General features: G+C 64.0%; 19 protein-coding genes. 9 read left to right on the forward strand and 10 right to left on the reverse strand.

Annotation, left to right across the window (positions count from 1 at the left end):
- Positions 1–60: 60 nt before the first annotated feature.
- The gene (purM, locus tag ACJRPG_RS17365; protein WP_408001354.1) at positions 61–1,104 is read right to left on the reverse strand and encodes a phosphoribosylformylglycinamidine cyclo-ligase; all 1,044 of its coding nucleotides are present in this window, start codon (positions 1,102–1,104) and stop codon (positions 61–63) included.
- 140 nt (positions 1,105–1,244) lie between these two features.
- On the opposite strand from purM, the gene ACJRPG_RS17370 reads away from it, so the two are divergent.
- The 7 genes from ACJRPG_RS17370 (at position 1,245) to panB (ending at position 7,091) form a co-directional block, all read left to right on the forward strand.
- Positions 1,245–2,327 carry an AI-2E family transporter gene (locus ACJRPG_RS17370; RefSeq protein ID WP_408001355.1) on the forward strand — a complete coding sequence of 361 codons (1,083 nt, stop codon included), beginning with the start codon at positions 1,245–1,247 and terminating at the stop codon, positions 2,325–2,327.
- Between the two features lie 41 nt (positions 2,328–2,368).
- Positions 2,369–3,037 carry a DnaA regulatory inactivator Hda gene (hda, locus tag ACJRPG_RS17375; RefSeq protein WP_408001356.1) on the forward strand — a complete coding sequence of 223 codons (669 nt, stop codon included), beginning with the start codon at positions 2,369–2,371 and terminating at the stop codon, positions 3,035–3,037.
- Positions 3,037–3,708, forward strand: a complete 672-nt coding sequence (locus tag ACJRPG_RS17380) for a histidinol-phosphatase (RefSeq protein WP_408001357.1) — start codon at positions 3,037–3,039, stop codon at positions 3,706–3,708. Before hda ends, ACJRPG_RS17380 begins: the two co-directional genes overlap by 1 nt.
- Positions 3,701–5,221, forward strand: a complete 1,521-nt coding sequence (pcnB, locus tag ACJRPG_RS17385) for a polynucleotide adenylyltransferase PcnB (RefSeq protein ID WP_408001358.1) — start codon at positions 3,701–3,703, stop codon at positions 5,219–5,221. Before ACJRPG_RS17380 ends, pcnB begins: the two co-directional genes overlap by 8 nt.
- Positions 5,222–5,350: 129 nt before the next feature.
- Positions 5,351–5,827, forward strand: a complete 477-nt coding sequence (folK, locus tag ACJRPG_RS17390) for a 2-amino-4-hydroxy-6-hydroxymethyldihydropteridine diphosphokinase (protein WP_408001359.1) — start codon at positions 5,351–5,353, stop codon at positions 5,825–5,827.
- A gap of 13 nt (positions 5,828–5,840) precedes the next feature.
- Positions 5,841–6,176: a DMT family protein gene (locus ACJRPG_RS17395; protein WP_408001360.1), complete on the forward strand. Its 336-nt coding sequence runs from the start codon at positions 5,841–5,843 to the stop codon at positions 6,174–6,176.
- A 51-nt stretch (positions 6,177–6,227) separates the two neighbouring features.
- Entirely contained in the window at positions 6,228–7,091 is an 864-nt protein-coding gene (gene panB / locus ACJRPG_RS17400; protein WP_408001361.1) for a 3-methyl-2-oxobutanoate hydroxymethyltransferase, read from the forward strand.
- A 76-nt stretch (positions 7,092–7,167) separates the two neighbouring features.
- On the opposite strand, the gene ACJRPG_RS17405 is transcribed toward panB, so the two are convergent.
- The gene (locus ACJRPG_RS17405) at positions 7,168–8,652 is read right to left on the reverse strand and encodes an aldehyde dehydrogenase (RefSeq protein WP_408001362.1); all 1,485 of its coding nucleotides are present in this window, start codon (positions 8,650–8,652) and stop codon (positions 7,168–7,170) included.
- A gap of 130 nt (positions 8,653–8,782) precedes the next feature.
- On the opposite strand from ACJRPG_RS17405, the gene ACJRPG_RS17410 reads away from it, so the two are divergent.
- On the forward strand, positions 8,783–10,237 hold the full coding sequence (locus ACJRPG_RS17410) for a high affinity choline transporter 1 (protein ID WP_408001363.1): 1,455 nt from the start codon (positions 8,783–8,785) through the stop codon (positions 10,235–10,237).
- Here the strand turns inward: ACJRPG_RS17410 and ACJRPG_RS17415 are convergent, their stop codons facing one another.
- The 3 genes from ACJRPG_RS17415 to ACJRPG_RS17425 form a co-directional block, all read right to left on the reverse strand.
- On the reverse strand, positions 10,238–11,647 hold the full coding sequence (locus ACJRPG_RS17415; protein WP_408001364.1) for an aspartate aminotransferase family protein: 1,410 nt from the start codon (positions 11,645–11,647) through the stop codon (positions 10,238–10,240).
- A gap of 12 nt (positions 11,648–11,659) precedes the next feature.
- Positions 11,660–13,030: a glutamine synthetase family protein gene (locus tag ACJRPG_RS17420; RefSeq protein WP_408001365.1), complete on the reverse strand. Its 1,371-nt coding sequence runs from the start codon at positions 13,028–13,030 to the stop codon at positions 11,660–11,662.
- A gap of 125 nt (positions 13,031–13,155) precedes the next feature.
- A complete protein-coding gene (locus ACJRPG_RS17425) occupies positions 13,156–13,920 on the reverse strand; it encodes a gamma-glutamyl-gamma-aminobutyrate hydrolase family protein (RefSeq protein WP_408001366.1) in 765 nt (254 codons plus the stop codon).
- 420 nt (positions 13,921–14,340) lie between these two features.
- Here ACJRPG_RS17425 and infA point away from each other — a divergent pair, with 420 nt between their 5' ends.
- Positions 14,341–14,604 (forward strand): translation initiation factor IF-1, encoded by a 264-nt coding sequence (gene infA / locus ACJRPG_RS17430; protein WP_408001367.1) that lies wholly within the window; start codon positions 14,341–14,343, stop codon positions 14,602–14,604.
- Here infA and ACJRPG_RS17435 read toward each other — a convergent pair whose 3' ends face one another.
- From ACJRPG_RS17435 to ACJRPG_RS17455, 5 genes are read right to left on the reverse strand one after another with little or no spacing between them, the layout of a single operon-like run.
- Positions 14,605–17,289, reverse strand: a complete 2,685-nt coding sequence (locus tag ACJRPG_RS17435; protein ID WP_408001368.1) for a molybdopterin-dependent oxidoreductase — start codon at positions 17,287–17,289, stop codon at positions 14,605–14,607.
- Positions 17,286–18,485, reverse strand: coding sequence for an NAD(P)/FAD-dependent oxidoreductase (locus ACJRPG_RS17440; protein WP_408001369.1), 1,200 nt, complete (start codon positions 18,483–18,485; stop codon positions 17,286–17,288). The genes ACJRPG_RS17435 and ACJRPG_RS17440 overlap by 4 nt, the downstream gene beginning before the upstream one ends.
- Positions 18,482–18,832, reverse strand: a complete 351-nt coding sequence (nirD, locus tag ACJRPG_RS17445; RefSeq protein WP_408001370.1) for a nitrite reductase small subunit NirD — start codon at positions 18,830–18,832, stop codon at positions 18,482–18,484. Before nirD ends, ACJRPG_RS17440 begins: the two co-directional genes overlap by 4 nt.
- 10 nt (positions 18,833–18,842) lie before the next feature.
- Complete coding sequence (gene nirB / locus ACJRPG_RS17450) at positions 18,843–21,365, reverse strand: nitrite reductase large subunit NirB (protein ID WP_408001371.1); 2,523 nt, start codon at positions 21,363–21,365, stop codon at positions 18,843–18,845.
- A gap of 13 nt (positions 21,366–21,378) precedes the next feature.
- Positions 21,379–22,683, reverse strand: a complete 1,305-nt coding sequence (locus tag ACJRPG_RS17455; protein ID WP_408001372.1) for an MFS transporter — start codon at positions 22,681–22,683, stop codon at positions 21,379–21,381.
- Positions 22,684–22,847: the final 164 nt, after the last annotated feature.

Here is a 22,847-nt window from a genome sequence, read left to right on the forward strand (position 1 = left end):
GGCACCACTGTCACTGACAGCCGGTGCCTGACCCCACGGTGTCGCAGACGGACTGGAGGGTTAGGTGACGATGGTCTGGTGTTCGCCGTCCTTGCGGGCGCGGATGGTGCCGATGCGGGAGACGGTTTCGCCGGCGGCGGTGAGCTGGGCGACTGCGGCGTCGGCGTTTTCAGCGGAGACGATCACGGTCATGCCGATGCCGCAGTTGAACACGCGGTGCATTTCGGCGTCGGCCACGCCGCCGTGCTGCTGCAGCCACTTGAACAGGGGCGGCATGGTCCAGGACTTGCCATCCAGTTCGGCGGTCAGGTTGTCGGCCAGCACGCGCGGGATGTTTTCCACCAGGCCGCCGCCGGTGATGTGCACCAGGCCTTTGACTTCCATCGACTCCATCAGCGCCAGCAGCGGCTTCACATAAATGCGGGTCGGTTCCATCAGCACGTCGGCCAGCTTGCGGCCGTGGAAGTCGGCGTTCAGGTCCGGCTTGGCCACTTCGATGATCTTGCGCACCAGCGAATAGCCGTTGGAGTGCGCACCCGAGGAGGCCAGGCCCAGCACCACGTCGCCCGGGGCAATCTTCGAGCCGTCGATCAGCTTCGATTTTTCCACCGCGCCCACGGCGAAGCCGGCCAGGTCGTATTCGCCGGCCGGGTACATGCTCGGCATTTCAGCGGTTTCGCCGCCGATCAGCGCGCAGCCGGACTGCTCGCAGCCCTTGGCGATGCCCTTGATGACGTCGGTGGCAATCGCCACGTCCAGTTTGCCGCAGGCGAAGTAGTCGAGGAAGAACAGCGGCTCGGCGCCCTGCACCAGGATGTCGTTCACGCTCATGGCCACCAGGTCGATGCCGACGGTATCGTGGCGGTTCAGTTCAAAGGCCAGTTTCAGCTTGGTGCCCACGCCGTCGGTGCCGGAGACCAGCACCGGTTCCTTGTATTTTTTGCTAATTTCGAACAGCGCGCCAAAGCCGCCGATGCCGCCCATCACGCCTTCGCGCATGGTGCGCTTGGCGAATGGCTTGATCGCTTCAACTAGAGCGTCGCCCGCGTCGATATCAACGCCGGCGTCACGGTAGGACAGGGAAACATTCGAAGGTTGGCTCATGGTGTATTTCGCAGCAGAGGCGGTAAAATAGAAGGCGGACGCCGTATTTTTGCAACGGATCGTCGCAAATCCCGGCAAGTCCGCTATTTTATCAAAATGCCTCGTCAACCTGCCCTTTTTCGCTGAAAACCGCCCTTCACATGCCATTTAACCTGAGCGCAGAACAAAAACAAACGGCATTCTGGTTGGCGGTCTGGCTAGGTTTTCTCTTCCTCCTGGTCCTGCTCGGCCCTGTGCTGACGCCCTTCCTGGCCGCCGCCATCATCGCCTACGCGCTGAATCCGGGTGTGGACCGGCTGGACCGGGTGCGCATCGGCCGCTACCCGATGCCGCGTTCCGTTTCGGTCACCATCGTCATGCTGCTGTTCTTCGCGGCCATCCTGGCGCTGGTGCTGATCGTGATTCCGGTGCTGCAGAAGGAAATTCCACTGCTGCAGGCGGCCATTCCGGCCTTCCTGGCCAAGCTCAACGATACCCTGGCGCCGCGCCTGCGCGAGCTGGGCGTGCAGGTCAGCTTCGATTCCGCCAGCATCCGCCAGCTCGCCTACGAGAAAATGGCGGCTTCCGGCGACGAAATCTGGGCCGCCGTGCTGAATTCGGCCCGCGTGGGCGGCACCGCCGTCCTGGGCTGGATCGCCACGCTGACGCTGATTCCGGTGGTGCTGTTCTACCTGCTGCTGGACTGGCCGCAGCTGATGGCGCGCATCGCGGGCGCCGTGCCGCGCCGCTATATCGGCTACACCATGGAGATGGCGCGCGAGTGCGACGCCCTGCTGGCCCAGTACCTGCGCGGCCAGCTGCTGGTGATGCTGGTGCTGGCCATCTACTACTCGGCCGCGCTGGCCATTGCCGGTTTCGACGTGGCGCTGCCGGTCGGCATCCTGAGCGGCCTGCTGGTCTTCATTCCCTATCTCGGCTTCGGCCTCGGCCTGTTCCTGGCGCTGATCGGCGCCGTGCTGCAGTTCGCCGACTGGAGCGGCATCATCGCCGTGGCCATCATCTACGGCCTGGGCCAGGTGCTGGAGGGCTTCGTGCTCACGCCGCGCCTGGTGGGCGAGCGCATCGGCCTCGATCCGCTGGCCGTGATCTTCGCCCTGCTGGCTTTCGGCCAGCTGTTCGGCTTCGTCGGCGTGCTGCTTGCCCTGCCCGCTTCCGCCCTGCTGATGGTGGCTTTCCGCCATCTGCGCCGCCATTACCTGCGTAGCAGCTTCTATAATACGTAACGCAATGGACAGAAAGTTAAGCAAATGACATCGAGGCAGGCATGAAGCAGCTGGTGCTGGACCTCGGCGCGGAGCCGGTACACACCCTCGAATCCTTCGAGGTGGGCCGCAATGCGGAAGCGGCGGCGCTGATGCGCCAGTTCGCCGACCGCAGCTCGCGCGAGCATTTCGCCTACCTGTGGGGCGAAATGGGCTCGGGCAAGTCGCATCTGCTGAAGGCGCTGGCGACGACCGAACGCGCGCGCTATATCTCGCCCTTCTCCATCGAGTCCGAATTCGTGTATTCGCCGGAGGTGGACCTGTACCTGCTGGACGACTGCGAGAAGCTGTCGCCGGTGGCCCAGATCGACGCCTTCGCCCTGTTCAACGAGATCCGCGCCAACAATGCCTTCATGGTGTCCAGCGGCGCGGTGGCGCCCGCCGTGCTGCCGGTGCGCGAAGACCTGCGCACGCGCATGGGCTGGGGCCTGATCTACCAGCTGCACGGCCTGTCGGACGACGAAAAGGTGGCGGCGCTGGGCCAGGCCGCCGCCGCCCGCGGGTTGACGCTGTCGCCGGGCGTGTTACCCTATTTGCTGTCCCATTTTCAGCGTGACATGCGTTCGCTGTCCGCCATGCTGGACTCGCTCGACCAATATTCCCTTGAAACCCAACGCCCGATCACGCTGCCGCTGTTGCGCGAGTGGTTGCAGGCGGAAGCGAAAGAATAATGAATCTCGCCCTGTTTGACCTCGACCACACCCTGCTGCCCATCGACTCGGATTACGAGTGGGGCCAATTCCTGTGCCGTATCGGCGCAGTCGATCCGGTCGAATTCGCCCGCCGCAACGACGCCTTCTTCGCCCAATACCAGGCGGGCACGCTGGACCCGGTGGAGTACCTGGAATTCTCGCTGGGCACCCTGTCCGGTTTCGATCCCGTGAAGCTGGCCGCGATGCAGCAGCAGTTCATGGACGAGGTGGTGATGCCGAATATCCGCCCCTCCGCGCGCGCGCTGCTGCAAAAGCACGTGGACGCGGGCGACCTGGTGGCCATCGTCACCGCCACCAATCATTTTGTGACCGCGCCGATTGCGAAAGCCTTCGGCGTCGAGCACCTGATCGCGGCCATGCCGGAAGTGGCCGAGGACGGCCGCATCACCGGCAAGCTGCTTGGCACGCCGACGCAAGGTCCCGGCAAGATCGTGCACACCAAGGCGTGGCTGGAAAAGATGGGCAAGACGCTCGACCACTTCGAGCATGTGTACTTCTACAGCGATTCGCACAACGACCTGCCGCTGATGTCCATCGTCAGCCATCCGGTAGCGACCAATCCCAACGCCAAGCTCACGACTCACGCTTCCGCGCAAGGCTGGCCTTTACTCCATCTGTTCAATGATTAAGAAATTCATCCGCAAGATCCTTGGCGTCAAGGGACGCAACAGCAACGAGCCTGATGTACTCGGCCCGGACCAGCATGGCATCGACCCGAAGATGGTGTCGTCCAATGCCGTGCGCGTGACGAGCACCCTGCAGGAAGCGGGCTTCGAGGCCTTCGTGGTAGGCGGCGCCGTGCGCGACCTGCTGCTGGGCGTGAAGCCCAAGGATTTCGACATTGCCACCAATGCTACGCCGGAGCAGGTGAAGCGCCTGTTCCGCCGCGCCTTCATCATCGGCCGCCGCTTCCAGATCGTGCACGTGATGTTCGGCCAGGACCTGCTGGAAGTGACCACCTTCCGCGGCACCACGCTGGACAACGCGCCGAAGGACGAACATGGCCGCGTGCTGCGCGATAACACCTTTGGCACCCAGGCGGAAGATGCGGAACGCCGCGACTTCACCATCAACGCCATGTACTACAACCCTGCCACGCAGCAGGTGCTGGACTACCACGGCGGCATCGGCGACATCCGCGCGAAAACGCTGCGCATCATCGGCCAGCCGGAAGCGCGCTACCGCGAAGACCCGGTGCGCATGCTGCGCGTGGTGCGCTTTGCGGCCAAGCTGAAGTTCGGCATCGAGCCCACCACCGCCGCGCCGATCAAGGTAATGGCGCCGCTGATCAACAACGTGCCGGCGGCGCGCGTATTCGACGAGATGCTCAAGCTGCTGATGAGCGGGCAGGCGCTGGCCTGCCTGCAGCAGCTGCGCAAGGAAGGCCTGCACCACGGCCTGCTGCCGCTGCTGGACGTGGTGCTGGAGCAGCCGCTGGGCATCAAGTTCGTGACGCTGGCGCTGGATGCGACGGACCGCCGCATCATGGCGGGCAAAACGGTGTCGCCGGGCTTCCTGTTTGCCTCGCTGCTGTGGCACCAGGTGCTGGAGAAGTGGAACGCCTACCAGGCGGCGGGCGAATTCCCGATTCCCGCGCTGCACCTGGCGGCGGACGAAGTGCTGGAATCGCAGACCGAGAAACTGGCCCTGCAGCGCAAAATCGGTTCCGACATGCGCGACATCTGGGCCATGCAGCCGCGCTTCGAGCGCCGCAACGGCAAGAACCCCTACAAGCTGCTGGAACACCTGCGCTTCCGCGCCGGTTACGACTTCCTGCTGCTGCGCTGCGAATCCGGCGAAATCGACAAGGAGCTGGGCGACTGGTGGTCGGCCTTCTATGAAGCGGATGAAGTGACTCGCGCCGAGATGGTATCGGCAGTGGGCAGCGGCGGTGGCGCCGCAAAACGCAAGCGCCCGCCACGCCGTGGCCAGCGCCACAAGGACGAAGTGGAAGCGGCCGAAGGCAGTGACGAGGCGCAGGACGACGCGCACGACGATGACGATTTCGACAGCGCGCCAGCCGAAGGCGAGGCCCGCGAAGGCGCACCGGCCAAGCGCCGCCGCCGCCGTGGCCCGCGCCGTAACCGCCGTGGCGGCAGTGGGGGCGGCGAAGGCAGCGCCCCGTCCGGCGATGGCGCGTAACACCGTCGCCGCGCAGGCCGCCGCCACCGCGCAGCCCCCCGTCGCCCCCGCGCAGGCGGGGGCCCAGGAGGGCTGCCACGTAACACTCCCGGCCCCCCGCCTGCGCGGGGGCAACCATCAACTGAACCAATGATCACCGCCTACATCGGCATCGGCGCCAACCTCGGCGACGCGCGCGCCAACGTGCTGGATGCCATCGAGCGCCTGCGCGGCGCCCCCGGCTGCACGCTGGATGCGGCATCAAGCCTCTACCGCACCGCCCCCATCGATTCCAGCGGCGACGACTACATCAACGCCGCCGCCCGCATCCACACCACTCTGGACGCCGAAGCGCTGCTGCAAACCCTGCAAGGCATCGAACAGGCCCATGGCCGCGAACGCCCCTACCGCAACGCGCCCCGCACGCTGGACCTCGACCTGCTCCTGTACGGCGGCGAAACCATTACCAGCCCCACGCTGACGGTGCCGCACCCGCGCATGACGGACCGCGCCTTCGTGCTGATTCCCCTGCTTGAAATTCAGCCGGACCTTATGGTGCCCGGCAAAGGCCCTGCAGCATCGTTCGCGCCGATGGTGCAGAATCAGGGCATCGAAAAGCTCGACTAAAAAAGCCGTTAACATGCAAACACTTCTCCTGCTCTCCGCCTCCAACATCTTCATGACGATCGCCTGGTACTGGCATCTCAAGGGCGGCATGAACAAGCCGCTGTTCTACGTGATCCTCATCAGCTGGGCCATCGCCTTCGTGGAATACTGCCTTGCGGTACCGGCCAACCGCATCGGTTTCGCCAGCGGCTGGAGCGCGGGCCAGCTGAAAGTGGCGCAGGAAGCCATTGCCCTGATCGTATTCGGCGTATTCGCCGTGGCGGTGCTGGGCGAACCTTTGAGCTGGCGCCACCTGGGCGCCTTCATCTGCATCATGGCCGCCGTTGCCTTCCTCTTCGTCGGCAAATAAGCCGCTGCGCAGTTAAAATACGCGCCGAAACATCTTTATTCGAGGACTGCCATGTCTGGATACCTGCAAGGAAAAGAAATGGGCGGGGCGCCACAAGCACCCGCGCCTGCCAAAACCGTGATGAGCAAAGCCGTCACGATCCCCTCGCTGAACGCGCTGCGTGCGGCGGGCGAAAAAATCGCCATGCTCACCTGCTACGACGCCAGCTTTGCCTCCCTGATGGAGCGCAATGGCGTGGAAGTGCTGCTGATCGGCGACTCGCTGGGCATGGTGTGCAATGGCCATACCTCGACCTTGCCGGTGACGGTGCAGGAAGTGGCCTATCACACGGCAGCGGTGGCGCGCGGCGCCAAATCCGCGATGATCCTGGCCGATATGCCCTTTGGCAGCTACGGCACGCCGGAAGCAGCCTATAACAATGCGGTGCAGCTGATGCAGGCAGGCGCGCACATGGTGAAAATCGAAGGCGGCGCGTGGGTGGCCGATACGATCCGCTTCCTGGTCGACCGCGCGGTACCGGTGTGCGCCCATCTCGGCCTGACGCCGCAGTCCGTGCACCAGCTGGGCGGCTACAAGGTGCAAGGCAAGACCATCGAAAGCGCCGAGCAGCTGAAGGCGGATGCGCTGAAGCTGCAGGCGGCTGGTGCTTCGCTGCTGGTGCTGGAGGCCATTCCAACGGCGCTCGGCAAGGAAGTGACCGAGCTGCTCGCCATGCCGACGATCGGCATTGGCGCTGGTCCGGATTGCTCGGGCCAGGTGCTGGTGATGCATGACCTGCTGGGCGTTTTCCCCGGCCGCAAGGCGCGCTTCGTGAAAAACTTCATGGAAGGCCAGACCAGCATCGACGCGGCCGTCACCGCCTACGTCACCGCCGTCAAGGACGGCTCCTTCCCCGCCCTCGAACACTGCTTCTAAGAAATATTGCTTAAAAAATGGGGACAGACCCTAATTAAAATAATTAGGGTCTGTCCCCAATTTCTAAGCAACTTTTTTAGAGCTGGATCCAGGTGGTTTTGAGTTCGGTGTATTTGTCGAAGGCGTGCAGGGACTTGTCCCTGCCGTTGCCGGACTGCTTGTAGCCGCCGAAGGGCACCGTGATGTCGTCGTTGTCGTACTGGTTGACGTGCACGGTGCCCGCCCGTAAGGCGCGTGAGGTCTTGATGGCCTTGCTCAGGTCGGAAGTCCACACCGCCGCATGCAGGCCGTATTGCGTGGCGTTGGCCTGCCGGATGGCGTCGTTCAGGTCCGTGAAGCTCAGCACCGACAGCACCGGGCCGAAAATCTCTTCGCGCGCAATCGCCATGCTGCTGTCCACACGGTCGAAGATGGTCGGCGCCACGAAGTAGCCGCCGCTTTCAGTACGTACCCTTTCCCCGCCAGCCAGCAGGCGTGCACCGCCGCTCTTGCCCTGCTCGATGTAGCCAAGCACCGTGCGCAGCTGGATATCGTCCACAATCGCTCCCATTACCGTGTTCTCATCCAGCGGATCGCCCGGCGTGAAGTCCGGCACCATGGCCAGCGCCTTCTCAACGAATTGCTCGCGGATCGATTCCTCCACGAACAGCCGCGATGGCGCATTGCAGCTCTCGCCCTGGTTGAAGAAGATGGAGCCGATCGCCGCCGACACCGCCGCATCGATATCCGGACAGTCAGCGCACACAATATTGGCGGACTTCCCGCCCAGCTCCGTCCAGGCCCGCTTCAGGTTCGACTGCCCCGCCATCTGCATGATCTGCTTGCCCACGCGCGTGGAACCGGTGAACGCGATGCAGTCCACGTCCATATGCAGGGCCAGCGCGCTGCCGGCCTCATTGCCGTAACCCGGCAGCACATTGAATACTCCCGGCGGAATGCCCGCCTCCAGCGCCAGGTCGGCCAGCCGCAGCGCCGTCAGTGGCGACTTCTCGGACGGCTTCAGCACCACCGAGTTCCCCGCCGCCAGCGCCGGAGCGATCTTCCACGACGCCATCAGCATTGGATAGTTCCACGGCACGATGGCGCCCACCACGCCCACGGGCTCGCGCGTGATCAGCGCCAGGCTGTGCACAGGCGCGGGGGCGATCTCGTCGTAGATCTTGTCGATGGCCTCGCCGTACCAGCGGATGCAGTTCGCCGCGCCCGCCACGTCCACCGACTGGCTGTATTTGATCGGCTTGCCCATATCGAGCGTTTCCAGCAGCGCCAGCTCGGCCGCGTTCTTCTGCATCAGGTCCGCGAACTTGATGAGGATGCGCTTGCGCTTCGCCGGGGCGAAATTGGCCCAGCGGCCGTCCTCGAAGGCTGCGCGGGCGGCGGCCACCGCGGCGTCCACGTCCTGCTCATCGCAGCGGGCCACCTGCCCCAGCAGGCGGCCGTCGATGGGTGAACGGTTATCGAAGGTCTGGCCGCTGCGGGCCGCCAGGCGCTGGCCGTTGATCAGGGCACGGCCGTCAATGGCCAGTGCAGCGGCGCGTTCGTGCCAGGATGTTGTTGCCATGTCAGATTTCCTTCTCTTTTTTATAACTTCCGATGCCAGATACTAGCAAACTTGATCCAACCGCCCGGTTCTGCATTTATAATCGCGAATTTTCTGCCCGATAACTTTCGCCGCCCCGGAGCGCCCCCGCATGAACACTACCCTGATCGTTTTTGTCGCGCTGTATCTCCTCGGTACCCTGGGCCTCGGCATGTGGGCGGGCACCCGCATCAAGAACACGAGCGATTTCGCCGTGGCAGGCCGCAGCCTGCCCCTGATCATGGTGATCACCACCACCTTCGCCACCTGGTTCGGCGCCGAAACCGTGATGGGCGTGCCGGCGAAGTTCGTGCAGGGCGGCCTGAATGCGGTGATCGAAGATCCCTTCGGCGCGGGCACCTGCCTGATCCTGGTCGGCCTGTTCTTCGCCTCCAAGCTGTATAAACTGAACCTGCTGACCATCGGCGACTACTACCGCCAGCGCTACGGCAAGGGCATCGAGGTGTTCTGCTCCGTGGCCATCATCCTCAGCTACCTGGGCTGGGTGGCGGCGCAGATCACCGCGCTGGGCCTCGTGTTCTCGGTGCTGACCAACGGCGCCATGGCGCCCGCCACCGGCATGATCGTGGGCACGCTGGCGGTGCTGATCTACGTGGTGGTGGGCGGCTTCCTGGCGGTGGCCATTACCGACTTTATCCAGATGATCGTGCTGGTGGTGGGCATGACCGTCATCGCCTTCTTCGCCGCAGACCTGGCCGGCGGCGCCGACAAGGTGCTGAACATGGCGCAGCAGGCCGACCTGTGGCGCCTGTGGCCTGAACCAACCTTCACCGACATCATCTTCTTCATCGCCGCCGCCATCACCATGATGTTCGGCAGCATTCCGCAGCAGGACGTGTTCCAGCGCGTGATGTCGGCCAAGGACATGCCGACCGCCCGCAGCGGCGCGGTGATCGGCGGCGCCAGCTACATCCTGTTCGGCTTCGTGCCCATGTTCATCGTGGCCGCCGCCGTGGTGGTGATGGGCGACCACGCCATGGATATCGCGCGCAACGACTACCAGCAGCTGCTGCCTACCTTCGTGATGACGAAGATGCCGCTGGTGATGCAGATCCTGTTCTTCGGCGCGCTGCTGTCGGCCATCAAGAGCACCTCGTCCGCAACGCTGCTGGCGCCTTCCACCAGCTTTGTCGAGAACATCCTGAAGAACCTGCGCCCGCACATGAGCGACCGCCAGCAGCTGTTCGCCATGCGCGTCACCATCGTGATCTTTGCCGCGCTGGTGCTGGCGTATGCGATTGCGATGCAGGGCACCTCGATCTATGAGCTGGTGTCGAGCGCCTACCAGGTCACGCTGGTCGGCGCCTTCGTGCCGCTGGTGATGGGCCTGTACTGGAAGCGGGCCACCACCCAGGGCGCCATCCTGTCCATCGGCGCGGGCATCTTCGTGTGGATCCTGTTCTTCCCGCAGATTTCCAACTTGGGCGAAGCCTTCCCGGGCCAGCTGGCCGGCCTGCTCGCCGCGTTCGCGGGCATGTTCATCGGTTCGCTGGCGCCCCAGTTCCTGAAAAACCGCCAGGAACCGCACCACCACGCCGCCGCCTGATCAACCCAGCCAGCCGCGCGCTTCGAGGTCTTCCAGCGTGCGGTCCAGGCAGAGCCGGATCAGCCCTATCATCTCGTCGATCTGCGCGCGCGTCATGATCAATGGCGGCGCGATGATCATGCGGTCGCCCACGGCGCGCATCACCATGCCGTTGTCGAACATGTGCGCGCGGCAGATCATGCCTACTGCCAGCGAGGCGTCGAAGCGCACCTGATGATGCACCCGCGCCGCCTTGCGCCGCACCAGGTCCAGCCCCGCCACGAAACCGCAGCTCTCCGCCGTGCCCACCAGCGGATGCGCCGCAAGGCTGGCGAAGCGCTGCTTGAGATAGGGCCCCGTATCGTTCGCCACGCGCTCGACCAGCCCTTCCTCTTCAATGATGCGGATGTTTTCCAGCGCCGCGGCGCAGGCCACAGGATGGCCCGAGTACGTGAAGCCATGATTGAACTCGCCGCCTGTCATCAGCGTCTCGGCGATGCGGTCGCTCACCAGCACCCCGCCCATCGGCACATAGCCCGAGGTCACGCCCTTGGCGAAGGTGATGAGGTCGGGCCGCATGCCGAAGCTGTCCGACGCAAACCAGCTGCCCAGGCGCCCGAAGCCGGTAATCACTTCATCCGCAATCAGCAGCACATCGTATTTGTCGCAGATGCGGCGGATCTCGGGCCAGTAGGTCGCGGGGGGAATGATCACTCCGCCTGCGCCCTGCACCGGTTCGCCGATGAAGGCCGCCACCTTGTCCGGGCCCAGTTCCTTGATGCGCTCTTCCAGCCATGAGGCGGCGAACACGCCGAATTCCTCAGGCGTCATGCCTTCGCCATGGTCCGCATAGCAGGGCTGCTCGATGTGCACGATGCCCGGGATCGGCAGCCCACCCTGCACGTGCATGCCGCTCATGCCGCCCAGCGAAGCGCCCGCCATGGTGCTGCCGTGATAAGCGTTGCGGCGGCTGATGATGACGGTGCGCTCCGGGTGCCCCATCAGGTCCCAGTAGCGGCGCACCATGCGCACATTGGTGTCGTTGGCCTCGGAGCCCGAGCCCGTATAGAACACGTGGCTGAAACCCGGCGGCGCCAGTTCCGCCAGTTTTGCCGCCAGCTGGACGGCGGGAATATTGGTGGTGTTGAAGAAGCTGTTATAGAAGGGTAGCGTGTCCATCTGCTTCGCCACCGCCTGCGTGATGCTGTTGCGGCCGTAGCCTACGTTCACGCACCAGAGGCCGGACATCCCGTCCAGCATCTTGCGCCCTTCCGAGTCCCACAAATAGATCCCGTCGCCGCGCACCACCACGCGCGCGCCCTTCTCAGCCAGCGCCTTATGGTCGGTAAAGGGATGCAGGTAGTGCGCCGCGTCGAGGCGCTGCAGGGCCTGCGTGTCCGGCAGGTCCGGCGTCACGGGATTGGTGGTCATGATGGACTCCTCTCATACGTGCAGCAGTAAATGCTCCCGTTCCCACGGGCTGATCACGGTCATGAATTCCTGGTGTTCCAGGTCCTTGATCGCGGCATAAACGTCGATGAAGCGTTCACCCAGTACGGTGCGCAGCTTTTCTTCTGCGCGCAGCGCGGAGAGGGCTTCAGGGAGTCCTTGCGGCAGCTCGTATTTCATATCATACGCGCTGCCGGTGGTGATGGGCGTGGGTTCGAGGTGCTCGGTCATGCCGAGGTAGCCGCAGGCCAGCGTGACCGCCAGCGCCAGGTAGGGATTCGCGTCGGAGCCGATGATGCGGTTCTCCACGCGGCGGTCCTGCACGCCTGATTCCGGCACGCGGAAGCCCACGGTACGGTTGTCGATGCCCCACTGGATATTGATCGGCGCGGCCGTGTGCTTCACCAGGCGGCGGTAGGAATTCACGTAGGGCGCCACGATGGCCATGGCCGATGGCATGTAGCGCTGCAGGCCGCCGATATAGTATTTGAAGGCCTGCGACGGCGAACCGTCTTCGTTGCTGAAGATGTTGCGGCCCGATTTTGCATCCACCACGCTCTGGTGGATATGCATGGCCGATCCGGGCTCGCCGGCCATGGGCTTGGCCATGAAGGTTGCATACATATGGTGCTTGAGCGCCGCCTCGCGCAAGGTGCGCTTGAAGAAGAACACCTTGTCCGCCAGCCCGAGCGGCTCGCCGTGCAGGAAGTTGATCTCCATCTGGCCGGCGCCGATTTCGTGGATCAGCGTGTCCACGTCCAGGCCCATCATGTCGCAGTAGTCGTAGATGTCCTCGAACAGCGGGTCGAATTCGTTCACCGCGTCGATGCTGTAGACCTGGCGCGAGGTTTCGGCGCGGCCGCTGCGGCCGATCGGCGCCTTCAGCGGCAGGTCGGGATCGGAAATCTTGTCGGTCAGGTAGAACTCCAGTTCCGGCGCAACCACGGGGTTCCAGCCCTTTTCCTCATACAGCTTGAGCACGCGGCGCAGCACGGAGCGCGGCGCAAAATCGACCAGGCGCCCGTCGGCGAAATAGCAGTCATGGATGACTTGCGCAGTGGGGTCGGTGGCCCATGGCACCATGGTGATGGTGGTGGGATCGGCCTTCAGGATCATGTCGCGGTCCGTCGCCGAAATGGCGCGGTCGTAGGCCGGATCGTCGGTGGGCGAATTGCCCGTCACCGTCATGCCCAGCACGGCCTCGGGGATGCGCATGCCGCGGTCTTCGGTGAATTTACCGCGCGGGAGGATTTTGCCGCGCGCCACGCCGGTCAGGTCCGGCACCAGGCATTCAATTTCGGTGACTCGTTTTTCATTGAGCCACTCTTCCATATCGGTATAGCTGAAATTTTCTCGGATAGCCATTTCTCTCTCCTTTAGTCTTTGATGGCGCCGCCGCATGAATACAGCGGAACACAGCGGCGCAGCGTTGCACAGACTTGGCGAGAACAGCTACGGGATGCCCCCGGCCCAGGTTTCGTAAGTGTCCATCATGCGCGCTCCTTTTTGTTGTCGCGGTAGTCGCGGCATGCCTTGCCGAAGGCGTCGAACATCTTCAGTGAATCCTGGTTCTGAGTGATAAGCCACTCGGGGTGCCACTGCACCGCCAGCGTAAAGCCGGGGGCGGTGCTGACGGTATAAGCCTCCACGAGGCCATCATCGGCCACGGCTTCCACCGTGAGGCCGGGTGCGAGCTTGTCCACGCCCTGTCCGTGCAGTGAATTGACCATGATCTCGGCCGGGTTGCCCAGCATCTGCGCGAACTTGCCGCCAGGGGTAATGAGCACGCGATGCGCGGGGCCATACTGCACTTCGAGCGAGTCATCTTCCTTGTCGCGGTGATCCATCATGCCCGGCACTTCCTGCACCGCCTGGTGCAGCGTGCCGCCCAGCGCCACATTCATTTCCTGGAAGCCGCGGCAGATGCCCAGCACAGGAATGCCGCGTTTGATGGCGGCGCGGATCAGCGGCAGCGTGGTGGCGTCGCGCGCCGCGTCCAGCGGCAGCGCGGGGTTATGGATGGCCTGCCCGTACAGGTCCGCATGCACATTCGATGCGGAACCGGTCAGCATGACGCCGTCCGCCACTTCAAGCACCGCTTCCATGTCCGTCATTTCGCCCAGCGCAGGCAGCACCAGCGGCATGCAATGCGCGCCGAGAACGACGGCATTCACATACTTCACTTGCGCAGCGTGATTGGGAAACAGGCCAATCTGCCGCGTACAGGCTGGAACAAGTACGATTGGTCGGCGCATGATGGTCTAACCCCGCAACAGGGTTTCCAGATGACTGATGACTCAATTTAGCACAATTCCCATTTGTCATCTTTGCGCGCACGCGCAATTGGAATGCCCCGCACAGTTCGTTTTGTGCGCCGCACAAAACTGTGCTATACTGCGTTCTGTGGTTGAGGTTTCGCACCTCTCCCCTCCCGCCACGGACCCTCGCACAACGCCTGTGTAATGCGACACGAGATCCGGTTCCGGCGGTTTGTAGTTCCGGATACATTGGCCGGTTACACAGCGGAGGCACTACGCAGATAGCATAGGCGCCCGCCGCGTTAGCACCATGCAGATAGCATGGGCGACCGCTCCAGCCAAAGCATTGGTTATACATTTGAAACGAAGCCCGCGGTTGTGCGGGCTTTTTTTTCTTCAACCCTGCCTGGAGACTGAATGGCTAAGGAAGAACTGATTGAAATGAACGGTCAAGTGACCGAAATCCTCCCCGATTCACGCTTCCGCGTGGATCTCGAAAACGGCCACAAGCTGATTGCTTACACCGCTGGCCGCATGAAAAAGAACCACATCCGCATCCTCGCCGGCGACAAGGTAACGCTTGAGCTCTCGCCATATGACCTGAACAAGGGCCGCATCGTTTTCCGCCACATCGAGAAACGCGGCGCACCTTCTCCACAGAACTACCACAACCGCCGCTGATCAGGCGGCGCTGCTCGCAGTTGCCAGTAACTGGCGGATCTCGGGCACGCAGGAGCCGCAGTTGCCGCCCGCCTTGACGCAGGCGGTGACTTCGGCCGCAGTTTTCAGCTTGTGCTCACGGATGGCGTCGCAGATCGTATTGCGGCCCACACCGAAGCAGGAACACACCGTCGGCCCCACGTCCACCGCCTGCTGCAAAGGGCGGCCTGCCAGCACGCCTGCGCGCTCCGCATCGCCCAGTTTATCCAGTGCGAACAAGCCTGCCAGCCATGCGCGCGCGGGCAGGTCCGGCGTGCGCGAAACAAAAATGCATTGCTCGATGCGGTCATCCACCAGGTGCACGGCGCGGTACACGCCTGCGCCGCGGTCGGTGTATTCGAGCCAGTCGGCATCGGCGTCGTCCATGCCGAGCAGCTCGCGCGCCCAGCCGCCGAAATCGGTGATCTTGTTACGGCCCGCCAGTTCGTAGCGGGCGAAATCTCGGCCCTGCACCTTGGTCCAGTAGGCCAGGCTGTCGAGGGCCAGTGTGCTGCGGCTCAGTACAAAGCCGTACCAGTTCACCGGGAAACGGTCCACGCTCACCGGCGTGTGCTTGAACTCGGGCTCACCCGATACCGGATCGACCACCGGGTTCACCACGGCGCCAACGCGGCCATCCGAGGCGTTCTGCGCGTTCCAGTGGATGGGAATGAAGACGCTGCCGCGCGCGATGCCGCCGCCGTGACGCACGCGCGCCACCATCGAGCCCCAGCGCGACGCGACGCGCGCCAGCTCCCCTTCCTTGATACCGCACAGCAGCGCATCCTGCGGGTGCACGTCCACAAACGATTCGGATGTGTGTTCTGCCAGCCTGGGCGCCTTGCCGGTGCGCGTCATCGTATGCCACTGGTCGCGCACGCGGCCCGTGTTCAGCACCAGCGGATATTCACCGTCGGTCTGGTGCACCGGTGCGCGCGGCGCCGTCGGGACGAAGCGCGCGCGTCCGTCCGGGTGCGCGAAGCGGCCGTCGGCAAACAGCCTGCCGCGCGAGCCCCCAAGCGCGGCAGGCCATTGCAGCGGCGCCAGCGCGTCGTAGCGGCTGCGGTCCAGGCCTGCCAGCGCGCCGATATCGAACATGCGCGGCAGTTCGCCTGGCTTGTTGCGCCATGCGCTCAGCCGCGCGTGCTCGTCGAAGATCTGTTCCGGGCCGGTGTAATCGAAACCTTCGTAGCCCATGCGCTGCGCGAACCGGGCGAGAATCTGCCAGTCGGCCTGCGCTTCGCCCGGCGCCGGCAGGAAGGCGCGCTGGCGCGAAATGCGGCGATCGGAGTTCGTTACCGTGCCGTCCTTCTCGCCCCAGCCCAGTGCGGGCAGCAGCACGTGCGCGTAGTCGTTGGTATCGGTGCCCTGCATGATGTCGGAGCACACCACCAGTTCGCAGGCCTGCAGGGCACGGCGCACCTGGTCCGCTTCCGGCAGGCTGACCACCGGGTTGGTGGCGATGATCCACACTGCTTTCACCTTGCCCGCCTCGATGGCCTGGAACAGGTCCACCGCTTTCAGGCCGGGCTTGTCCGCGATGCGCGGCGATTGCCAGAACGTTTGCACGGCATCGCGGTGGTCCACCTTGTCGAGATCGAGGTGGGCGGCCAGCATATTCGCCAGGCCGCCGACTTCGCGCCCGCCCATGGCGTTAGGCTGGCCGGTAATCGAGAACGGGCCCATGCCGGTCTTGCCGATACGGCCGCCAACGAGGTGGCAATTGATGATGCTGTTGACTTTATCCGTGCCGGCGGAAGACTGGTTCACGCCCTGCGAGAAAGCCGTGACCACCTTCGCCGTGGCGGCAAAGGACTCGTAGAAGGCCAGCACGTCCGCCAGCTTCAGGCGGCAGGCGGCGGCTACCTCTTCCGGCGTGATGGCGGCGGCTTCTGCAGCCTCGCTCAGCCCATGCGTGTGCAGCGCGATAAAATCTTCATCCACCGCGCCGATGCCGAGGAGATAAGTCAGCAGGCCGTTGAACAGCCATACATCGGTGCCGGGCTTGATCGGCAGGTGCAGGTCGGCCAGTTCGCAGGTGGCCGTGTGGCGCGGATCAATCACCACGATTTTCATGTCCGGCCGCTGTTCCCTGGCGCGCGTGATGCGCTGGAACAGGATCGGGTGGCACCAAGCCAGGTTGGAGCCGACCAGCACGATCATGTCGGCCAGCTCCAGGTCGTCGTAATCGACCGGCACCAGGTCTTCGCCGAAGGCGCGCTTGTGCCCCGCCACGGCCGAGGACATGCACAGGCGCGAGTTGGTGTCGATATTGGCGCTGCCCACATAGCCCTTCATCAGCTTGTTGGCAACGTAGTAATCCTCCGTGAGCAGCTGGCCGGAAACGTAGAACGCCACCGCATCCGGGCCATGCTCGTCGATGACGGCCTGCCACTTGTCGGCAACCCGGCCCAGCGCCTCATCCCAGCTTACCTGGCGCAGCATGCCGTTTTCACGCACCTGCGGATACAGCAGGCGGCCTTCCAGCGACAGCGTTTCATTGAGCGCCGAGCCCTTTACGCAAAGACGCCCGGCGTTGGCCGGGTGCTCGGTGTCGCCGACGATCTGTGCGGCCGACTTACCTTGCGGCGTGGCCTTTACGCCGCAGCCAACGCCGCAGTAAGGACAGGTGCTGCGGATCGGAATATGTTCCTGGTTCAGATTCATGCGGCTTTCCCGAACAGCAGATGGTGGCGGATCGCCGAGATATCGGCGCCTTTCTGGATCATGTCGAAGTACCAGGGGCCGTCCTGCACGTCGCCGTACAGCACGGCGCCCGCAATACGGCCGCCGTCCAGCACCAGGCGCTTGTAGACGCCACGGCGCGCATCGCGCAGCACGAGGTCCTCGGTTTCCGCGTCGCCGATGATGTCGCCGACGGAATAGAGTTCGATGCCCGTGACCTTGAGGCGGGTGGGCGTGGCCTGCTGCACATAGCGGCGATGGCCTGCGCCGGAGAGATGGGCCGCACACACGCGGGCCTGCTCCCAGATCGGCGCCACCAGGCCGAAAGTGGCGCGGCGGTGCTGCACGCACTCGCCGACGGCATAAATGCGCGGATCGTAAGTCTGCAGCGTGTCGTCCACCACAATGGCGCGTTCGCAGTGCAGGCCGGCAGCCTGCGCCAGCGCGATATTGGGGCGCACGCCTGCGGTCATCACTACGAGGTCTGCCTGGATTTCGGCGCCGTCTTTCAGGCGCACTGCGGTAACGCGGTCTTCACCGACGATTTCGCTGGTATGCGCCTCCAGCATGAAACGCAGGCCCTGGCGCTCCAGCGCCGTCTGCAGCAGCTGCGCGGCAGGCTTGTCGAGCTGCTGGTTCATCAGCGAATCGGTCACGTGCAGCACGGTGACGTGCATGCCCTGCTTCGACAGGCCATTGGCCGCTTCAAGCCCCAGCAGGCCGCCGCCGATGACGACGGCGCGGCGGTGCGTGCGCGCCGCCGCCAGCATCGATTCCACATCCTTGATGTCGCGGAAGGCCACCACGCCGGGCAGCGTATGGCCGGGCACCGGGATGATGAAGGGCACGGAACCGGTGGCCAGCAGCAGGCGGTCATATGGCACTTCGCAGCCGGAACGGGCGCGCACCACGCGGCGCTTGCGGTCGATCTTCTCCACAGGATCACCTGCATGAAGCGTGATGCCGTTCTGCTCATACCACTCGCGGGTATTGAGCATGATGTCGTCCACGGTCTTCTCGCCGGCCAGCACCGGCGACAGCAGGATGCGGTTGTAGTTCCCGTGCGGCTCGGCGCCGAACACGGTGATGTCGTACATGTCCGGCGCGAGCTTCAGCAGCTCCTCGACGGTGCGCATGCCCGCCATGCCATTGCCGACGACCACCAGCCGGGGTTTCATGCGCCGACCCAGACCTTTCCGCCATCGATGCGCGCAGGCCAGGTGGCCACCGAATTCTCCGGCGCTTCCACACATTCGCCGGTCTGCAGGTCGAAATGATGCTTGTACAGCGGCGATGCGACCACGATGCGTTCGCCCATATTGCCGACCAGCCCGCGCGACAGCACGGATGCCTGCGCATTCGGGTCGAAATTGGCGATGGCGAACACACGCTGTTCGACGCCGTCGTTCAGGCGGAACACCGCCACGTGGTCCTCACCCAGCAGGGCGCATACGCCGGTATTCGGCACGATGTCTTCCAGGTCGCAGATGGCGGTCCAGCTGCCTGCTTCGTTCTCTCGTTTCATCGCTGCCTCCTCAGGCTACCTTGATGGGAATACGCTTGCGTTCTTCCACCGTGGCCGGACGGATCTGGCCACGCTCTTCCATGAACACCACGTTGTTGTCTTTCGCCTCGCTGTTGACGAAATGGCGGAAGCGCTTGCGGGTTTCAGGATTGTTGACTGCTTCTTTCCACTCGCAGGCATAGGTATCGACCACGTGCTGCATGTCGGCTTCAAGTTCTGCGGCCACGCCCAGCTTGTCATAAATGACGACCTGCTTCAGGTAATCCAGGCCGCCCTCCAGGTTCTCGCGCCAGGTGCTGGTGCGCTGCAGGCGGTCCGCCGTGCGGCTGTAGAACATGAGGAAGCGGTCGATGTAGCGCACCAGCGTGGCCTTGTCGAGATCGGAGGCCAGCAGTTCGGCATGGCGCGGCTTCATGCCGCCGTTGCCGCACACATAAAGGTTCCAGCCCTTCTCGGTGGCGATGATGCCGACATCCTTGCCCTGCGCTTCCGCGCACTCGCGGGTGCAGCCGGAAACGCCGAACTTGATCTTGTGCGGCGTGCGCAGGCCCTTGTAGCGGTTCTCCAGCTCGATGGCGAGGCCCACGCTGTCGTCCACGCCGTAGCGGCACCAGGTGGAGCCCACGCAGGACTTCACGGTGCGCAGCGATTTGCCGTAGGCGTGGCCGGTTTCGAAGCCGGCCGCGATCAGTTCTTCCCAGATGTCCGGCAGCTGTTCCACACGCGCGCCGAACAGGTCCACACGCTGGCCGCCCGTAATCTTGGTGTACAGGCCATATTTTTTGGCCACCGTGCCGACGGCGATCAGGCCTTCCGGCGTCACTTCGCCGCCCGGCATGCGCGGCACCACCGAATAGGTGCCATCCTTCTGGATATTGCCGAGGTAGTAGTCGTTCGTATCCTGCAGGCTGGCGTGCTCCTTCTTCAGCACGAAATCGTTCCAGCACGTGGCGAAGATGCTGGCAGCCAGCGGCTTGCACACATCGCAGCCCAGGCCCTTGCCGTGCTGGGCGATCAGCGCATCGAAAGTCTTGATCTGGCCCACGCGGACCAGGTGGAACAGCTCCTGGCGCGAATGCGCGAAGTGTTCGCATACGTGGTTGTTCACGTCCATGCCGAGCTTCTTCATCTCGGCCTTCATGATCTGCGTCACCAGCGGCACGCAGCCGCCGCAGCTGGTGCCGGCGCCGGTGCACTTCTTCAGCGCGCCGATGCTGGTGGCGCCGCCGCCCACTGCTTCGCAGATGGCGCCCTTGCTCACGTCGTTGCAGGAGCAGATCTGCGCGCCCGCCGGCAATGCCTCCACACCGATACCCGGTTTGGCGCCGCCTTCGGACTGCGGCAGGATCAGGAACTCAGGCGCTTCCGGCAGCTCGATCCGGTTCAGCATCATCTGCAGCAGGGTGCCGTATTCCGAGGCGTCGCCGATCATCACGCCGCCCAGCAGGTACTTGCCGCAGTCGGACACCACGATCTTCTTGTAGATCTGCTTGCGTTCGTCCATGAACTGGTAGCTGCGGCTGCCTTCGGCCTTCGCATGGGGATCGCCGATGCTGGCCACGTCCACGCCCATCAGTTTCAGCTTGGTGCTCATGTCGGCGCCGGTGAATTCCGCTTCCTGGCCCAGCATGTGCTTCGCAGCCACGCGCGCCATATCGTAGCCTGGCGCCACCAGGCCGAAGATCTGGCCGTTCCACAGTGCACATTCGCCGATGGCGTAGACGTCCGGGTCCGAAGTCAGGCACTGGTTGTCGATGGCGATGCCGCCGCGCGGGCCGATGGCCAGGCCGCTGTCGCGCGCCAGCTGGTCGCGCGGGCGGATACCGGCGGAGAACACGATCATGTCGGTATCGAGATGGGTGCCGTCGGCAAACTGCATGCGGTGCGTGCCGCCTTCGCCATCTACGATGGCAATGGTGTTCTTCCCGGTGTGAACTGTTACGCCGAGGTTTTCGATCTTGTTGCGCAGCACGCGGCCGCCGCCATCATCCACCTGCACCGCCATCAGGCGCGGCGAGAATTCCACCACGTGGGTGTCCAGGTTCATGTCGCGCAAGGCCTTCGCGCATTCAAGTCCCAGCAGGCCGCCCCCCACCACCACGCCGCTGCGTGAACGCGAGCCGCATTCCAGCATGGCTTCCAGGTCTTCGATGGTGCGGTAGACGAAGCAGTCCTTGCGGTCCTTTCCTTCCAGCTGCGGAACGAAGGGGAAAGAGCCGGTGGCCAGCACGAGCTTGTCGTAAGCCAGTACTTCGCCGGTGCTCACGGTGACTTCACGCGCGGCGAGGTCGATGGCGGTGGCGCGCGCATTCAGCTTGAGTGCGTAACCGCTCTGCTCGAAGAAGCCCTCCTTCACCAGCGAGAGCTGGTCTGCGCTTTTTCCGGCGAAGAACTCGGAGAGATGCACGCGGTCGTAGGCGGCACGCGGTTCCTCGCACAGCACCGTCACCTGCAGATCCTCCGCGCCGCTGTCGGACAGCGCTTCCAGGAATTTGTGGCCCACCATGCCGTGGCCGATCACCAGAACTTTCATCGCAATACTCCTTTCATACCGTTGCTGCAGGCGGCAGCGCGTGTTCCGCTGCCGCGGAAGCGCTGAAGCGCACCGCGATCGCGCACAGGGCGGATGCGGCGACGAAGAAACCGAGGATGGACAGGGTCTGTTCGATACTGCCCATGCCTTTCATCAGGAAGCCCGCAGCGACAGCGCCCACATTGCCGCCCGCGCCGATGATGCCGGTGACACCGCCCAGCGCGCGCTTGTCGATGAAGGGCACTAGTGCGTAGGTCGCACCGCAGGCCATGTGGGTGCACAGGCCGAATGCCAGCATGGCGATGACGGCGAACACCACCTGGTCTGCATGCGAGAACAGGATCAGGCCGGCGCCTTCGCCCAGCATCAGCACGAACAGCAGGTTGACGCGGCTGTTCAGGGTGCCGCGGCGGGCCGCCTTGTCCGAGATCCAGCCGCCCAGGGCGCGGGCGAACAGTGCCAGCAGGCCGAAGCTGCCTGCCGCCATGCCGGCCTGCGCCAGCGACAGCTGGAATTTGTCGACGTAGTAGACGGCGGCCACATTGTGGATGAAGAGCTCAATACCGAAGCAGGCGCCGTAGGTGATGAAGAGCAACCAAACGCGATAGTTCGATGCAGCGAGCTTGAAACTGTCCCAACCGCCCTTCTTGCCGCCTTCGATCGCCACGCCGGCAGCACGCAGCTCGGCGTAGTTGCCTTGCGGGCAATCCTGCGTGAAGCGGTAGTACAACAGGCCGATGACGATCATCAGCACGCCCGGCACCACCAGCGCCACGCGCCAGCCCATGGTTTCGCTCACGCCCAGCATGAGCAGCGCGGACAACAGCAGCGGCATGATGGCCTGGGTGGCGCCGCCACCTGCATTGCCCCAGCCTGCGGCGGCCGCATTGGCAGTACCCACCACGCGCGGCCCGAACATCACGGAGGTGTGGTACTGCGTGACCACGAAGCTGGCGCCGATGGCGCCGATCAGCAGGCGGAAGAACAGGAAGCTTTCGTAGCTCTGCGAGGCGGCCACGCCGAACACGGGGATGGCGCCCAGCAGCAGCAGGCCGGTATGCGCCCTGCGCGGGCCGATGCGGTCGCACAGCGGACCAATGACCATGCGCACGGCGATCGTGATTGCAACGGCGGCGATGTTGATGTTGGCGATCTGGCCGACGGTGAGGCCGAATTCACCTTTGATGACCGGCATCAGGGGCGCACAGGCGAACCATGCGAAGAAACAGGCGAAGAATGCGAGCCATGCCATATGGAAGGCACGCATCTGCGGCGTGTTGAAGGAAAAGAGCTTGATGCTGTCTGCTTTGCTGGCCATATCCGTATCCCGTAAAAAGCAAAAAGGCGTCCGCACATGACTGACCAGTGCTGGCCAGATTGCGCGGACGCCTTTGTCCTGTTTGCCCGTCCGTCGTTGGACCGGCATCAAATGTTGGGGAAGATCGCCGTTGACCCTCGTCCTATGCGTTGCAAGAGCCATGC

The organism is Pseudoduganella rhizocola (genome assembly GCF_045984285.3).
Classification (GTDB): domain Bacteria; phylum Pseudomonadota; class Gammaproteobacteria; order Burkholderiales; family Burkholderiaceae_D; genus Rugamonas.